Raw genomic sequence first — 4,782 nt, 5'->3', positions numbered from 1 at the left:
TCGATCTCCATAATATGTCGACCAGACCCACCTCTTAATATCATCATTTTATGTTGTCACATCTTTATAAAGATGTGACGAGGATGATGGATGTATATCTTTAGAGAAGGAGCACATGATGGGACGACCTGTGATCTCTGTCACGATGATGGCGGAGGTCTGTCCCCTACCCCTGGAGGGATCGGCGACTCAAGCGTGTGATTTGCGAAAAGTCCGAGCCGAGGACTGGGGAGGTTTAAGCCTGTGGCCGGGGATCTCTCAGCTGAAGGCGAGGGAGATCACTCCCAAAACCGATGCCGTCACCACCACACCCGCGATGCAGACTCCGACGGCGATGGCGGGGAAGGCGTGCCTGAACTTGAGGCCGAAGATGAAGGCTATGGCCGAGCCGGTCCAGGCACCCGTCACCGGGAGCGGGAGCGCGACGAAGAAGATGAGGGCGAGAAGGCCGTACTTTCGGTGCCTCTCGGCGTGCTTCCTGTAGGTCCGGGTGAAGAGCCAGTCGAAGAAGATTTTGCCGGGCCGGTACCGCATCAGCCAGCGGGAGACTGGCTCCAGGTAGAGGAGGAGAAAGACCACCGGAATCAGGTTTCCGACCACCGAGATCGCGTAGGCCTCTGGAGGAGGGAGGTCGTAGACCCCTATAGCGAGAGGTATCGCGCCCCGAAGCTCGAAGATCGGCGACATCGCCAGAAGGAAGGTGGCGAGCCAGCCCGGCATCGAGCTGAACAGCTCTATCAGGTAGATCACTCCAGTTCAACCTCCGGCCAACTGATCCCGATGCCCTTAATATCTGAAAGATGACGGGGGACTTCGGGATCGTCGGTGATGAAAGGACGGTCCGCGAAGTTCAGTCTCCGATCGAGCCCTTTATGCTGACGGTCAGGACCGACTCGTCTTTGGGGGAGGTGACCGATATGGTCAGGTCCACGGGGATCCGGCCTAGGGCGACCTTCAGGGGGCCGTCCTCCTTGCCGGCGACCTCGACCCCGATCCCCTCCGCCATCTTGGATAAAGAGCTTGCTATCTGCTGAAGCTCGGGAAGGCTGACGGCCACGGGGCTCTCCTGGTCGCCGCTCACCCTGGCCGATATAGGTGACTCGATCCCCACCCCGACCTTGATGCCCCCGTCTTTTCCGGGCCCTTTGACCTCGGCCACGATGGGGTACCTTTCGGCGTCTTCGCTTCCCTGTACCTTGGCCTTAGCTTCCGCGTTCACGTTCAGAGATACCATGAATTTACACCTGGGATCTACATACGGCATCCTCTCATATAAATGAATGCGAAGGGAGTTTTGACAGGTTCCGCCTCTCAATCTGATTCAGGGCATCAGATAGCGGGCCCGATCCGTCCCGGTCTGCCCGATCACCGGCTGAAATCGCCGACGTAATCGTCCGGGTTTCGCGTGATCCGTCTCGGGTCCGGGCGGCGGAGGGTCGCGGTCCCTCAGGGGCCGGAGACGAGCCTGAGGGTGTTCTCTCTGCCCGGCGTAGACCTGATGAAGGCCCAGTCGGATCTCTGGTCGGTATCGAAGCCGTTGGGGTAGCGGGACCAGGAGAAGTCGCTCCCCTCCTCGTCTTTCAGGAGAGGTGTTCTGTCCACCTCGACTCCCGCATCAGTCCTCAAGTAGACCGTGCCGTTGTTTCCGTGAACCCAGCGCGGATCGCCCACCCAAACATAATATTCGTCGGCCTGAAGGATCGTCTCCCTGGGAATGGGCGCCGATACTGTCCACGGACAGGAGGGTGGCAGTATCTCCACGATGGATACGCTCCAGCGGCCGATGTTCACGGAATCTTCCCCGGAGTTGTAGAGCTCCACCCACTCGGTCGCCTCTCCCGAAGGGTTGAGCTCCACCTCGTTGACGACCACCGATCCCGGGCCCAGTCCCGATACGATCGTGATGCCAGCGAGAAACGTCAAATATGTCAGCAACAACTGCAAGATCAGTTTCATGATTAACCCCCACATGAACCGTCGATCTGAGGCCAGGAGCTTCCCGTCCCAGCCCGCTAGATAGAGAGGATCTTCGAATAAATAACGGTATCGATGGGCCTGAGAGAAGATCTTCGTCCAAGGCCACAAATCTCCCTTCCAGGTCCGCTACACCATGCGCCTGAAGATCCCGTCTGTCACGGCCTCGAAGGGTACGAGTACGACGGGTGCGGCCCGTCCCAGCCGCCTTTGGATCTTGAACCCGACCTCGCCCTTGAGGACTGCAAATTTCATCTTCCTCTTGGAGAACTCGGCGTCGAAGACCGCCACATCGTCGGAGGCGTCTGAGTTCATCTCCCCCCTCACCCTCTCGTAGAGGGGGGTTCCGGGGAGGGGGTGAGGCATGGTGAAGGAGAGGTAGTCGAGGGGCAGGCGGGTTGCAAACCTCAGGGTCTCGAGGACCGTATCGTCGGTCTCGCCCGGGTAGCAGAGGATGAAGAAGGCGCCGGTCTTGAGGCCTGCGTCGCGAGCCGCCGAGACCGCCCTCTTCGCGTCCTCCGCGGTCGTCCTCTTCTTCATCAGCCCGAGGACCGGATCGGACCCCGACTCGATCCCGAAGAGAACCCTCTCACACCCTGCCTCTCTCATGGCCAAGGCTACGGCGGGGTCGATGGAGTCGACGCGGCCGAGGCACTCCCAACCGAAGGATGGGCCATCGTCCCGGATCTTCTGGCAGATATCGAGGACCCGGTCCCTGTTGAGGGTGAAGACGTCGTCGGCAAAGTGGACCTGGTCGTAGCCGAGGTCGAGGACCTCCTCCACCTCGTAGAGGACGTTTCCTGGGGACCTCTCCCGATAGGTGGTCCCGAAGACAGAACGGCTGCAGAACTCGCAGCTGAAGGGGCAGCCCCTCGTGGTGATCACGGCGGCGCAGGCCCTGCCAAAACGCCTCCTCCAGTAGCTGATGTACTCGTCGTTCGGGAAGAGGTCTCTTGCGGGAAAGGGGATCAGGTCCAGGTCCTGCCGGTGAGGTCGCGGCTCTGTCACGACCGGCACGCCTCGAAGATCTTTGAGGGCATGTGGGTTGGGAGCCGATCCCCCAAACCTTCCCCGACGATAGGCGATCCCCTTAACAGACCCGATATCAGACCCGTCCTCGAAGGAGCGAAGGATCTCAAGGATCGTATCCTCGCCCTCGCCGATCACGGCGAGATCGAAGTCGTCGAGGAAGGGGACAGGATCTGAAGAGGGCTGCGGCCCGCCAGCGACCAAAAGCTCCGACCTCTTTCGAAGAAGCCTCGCAAACTTCAGGGCCTCGTTTTGCATCGAGACCATGGAGTAGATCCCCAGCAGGTCGGCCCCCGATGCGACGGCCCTTTCGCGGGCCTCCTCCTCTCCGAGAAATGTGCAGTCCAAGATCTCCACCTCGTGGCCAGCCATCCGGAGGCTCGAGGCGATGTATCCGAGGCCGAGAGGTGGAAAGAGGAAGCTAGAGTTCTTGTGTCGGGGCTTGAAGTAGGGGTAGATCAGAAGGACGGATGTCATGGTGATCTCCCAAGCTCGATTCTGTACTCGAAATCTCTTCTGCCGGGGACGGGAACGACGTAGGCAAACCCAGCCCAGGCGAGGCGGCCGGGCCTCATCTCCCGCCCGTAAAATAGCTCTGCGCCCCCGGTCCTCAGGAGCTTGAAGGAGAGGTCGTGCTCGGCGTCGATGAACTCTGCCCAGTCCGCGGCGGTCCTCTCCCAGGAGCCGATCTCATCGCCAGAGAGGTCTAAGCCTTCGGAGTCCCGGTAGCGGTCGAAGCTGCCCGCACCCTGCTCGTTCATCACCGCCATCTCGGTGCAGCCCTCTCTCTTCGGCCAGCATCTCACGCGGACGTCGATCTCCCCCCTCTCGGATATGGCATATCTGACCCTCGATCTGCCGAATAAGTCCGCCTCCACGAGCCTCGTCTCTACCGAGAGGGCCCGCCTGAAGAGGGCCGATCCGATCTCGATGGTGCGCCTCAGGGAAGGATGATCTCTGTGGAGGCGGTCGATCTTCCCCTTGGCCCGGCAGAGCCGGTCCCTCTGGACCAGTCCGCCACCGACGGCGAGCCTGCTCACCAGGTTCATCTCGTACTCGGTCTCGACGAACGCCATATTTCCTTCCTTTCTGACCCTCGACCTTGACCATCCGGGAAATGCCGCAGCGTCCCCGAACTTGAGGACGGGAACGCCGAAGCCCACCCCTTCCTCGCAGAGCTCTTCTCCTTCCTGGGATATGACGAGCCCTCTCTGAATCTTTGAGGTGGGGTACTCCCCAGGTCGGCTCTGGCCTGCTAGGAGGGTCAGATCCGGAGAGGTCTCGACCTCGATCAGGTCGTCAAGAGTACGGCTCCATCGGTTCATGCTTTCCGGTCCGCTGCTTCAAGCGTTAGGGGGTTTTTGGTTCACTTGCCGAAGACCCAGTCAGACCTCTGGTCGGTGTCGACGCCGTTGGGATGGCGGGAATACGTGAAGACGTTGTCGATTCTATCGCAGAGAAGGTGGGTCTTGTCGACCTGGGCGCCGTGTTTGAGATCCACCCCGGCCGACGGAAACCTGCCGGAGACGTTCGCTTGGAAGATCTCCAAATAAATAACCGTATCGATCCGAGACGGGGTCGAAAAAGACGAAAAAATGGCGGACTGGCCGGAACGGATCGCCCACCGAAGGTAATAGGGTCCGGGCTGGTCCGTTTTATCTCGGCATCTTCAGAGTATAACCCTCGTGCTGAGGACGTTCTCGGACCCTGGCGTGGCCTTCATCAGCTTCCAGTCCGACTTCTGGTCGGTATCCTGGCCGTTGGGGTAGCGGCCGCTGG

General features: G+C 60.3%; 6 protein-coding genes. All 6 read right to left on the bottom strand.

Annotated features, from left to right (window positions below):
- Window positions 1-258: 258 nt before the first annotated feature.
- The 6 genes from ACP5EL_RS09095 to ACP5EL_RS09070 all read right to left on the bottom strand — a co-directional run bounded on the left by ACP5EL_RS09095 (window position 259) and on the right by ACP5EL_RS09070 (window position 4,552).
- On the bottom strand, window positions 259-741 hold the full coding sequence (locus ACP5EL_RS09095; protein WP_428402196.1) for a COG2426 family protein: 483 nt from the start codon (window positions 739-741) through the stop codon (window positions 259-261).
- A gap of 109 nt (window positions 742-850) precedes the next feature.
- Window positions 851-1,234 carry a hypothetical protein gene (locus ACP5EL_RS09090; RefSeq protein ID WP_428402195.1) on the bottom strand — a complete coding sequence of 128 codons (384 nt, stop codon included), beginning with the start codon at window positions 1,232-1,234 and terminating at the stop codon, window positions 851-853.
- 212 nt (window positions 1,235-1,446) lie between these two features.
- Entirely contained in the window at window positions 1,447-1,956 is a 510-nt protein-coding gene (locus ACP5EL_RS09085) for a lamin tail domain-containing protein (protein ID WP_428402194.1), read from the bottom strand.
- A 147-nt stretch (window positions 1,957-2,103) separates the two neighbouring features.
- Window positions 2,104-3,480, bottom strand: a complete 1,377-nt coding sequence (locus tag ACP5EL_RS09080; protein WP_428402193.1) for a B12-binding domain-containing radical SAM protein — start codon at window positions 3,478-3,480, stop codon at window positions 2,104-2,106.
- A complete protein-coding gene (locus ACP5EL_RS09075; RefSeq protein WP_428402192.1) occupies window positions 3,477-4,328 on the bottom strand; it encodes a hypothetical protein in 852 nt (283 codons plus the stop codon). The genes ACP5EL_RS09080 and ACP5EL_RS09075 overlap by 4 nt, the downstream gene beginning before the upstream one ends.
- A gap of 41 nt (window positions 4,329-4,369) precedes the next feature.
- On the bottom strand, window positions 4,370-4,552 hold the full coding sequence (locus ACP5EL_RS09070; protein ID WP_428402191.1) for a hypothetical protein: 183 nt from the start codon (window positions 4,550-4,552) through the stop codon (window positions 4,370-4,372).
- Window positions 4,553-4,782 lie beyond the last annotated feature (230 nt).

It is taken from the genome of Methanocrinis sp., assembly GCF_049974945.1.
In the GTDB taxonomy this organism is placed as follows: Archaea; Halobacteriota; Methanosarcinia; order Methanotrichales; family Methanotrichaceae; genus Methanocrinis.
Note: the sequence above shows the minus strand (reverse complement) of the source record. Positions and strands in the feature narration are given on the sequence as shown.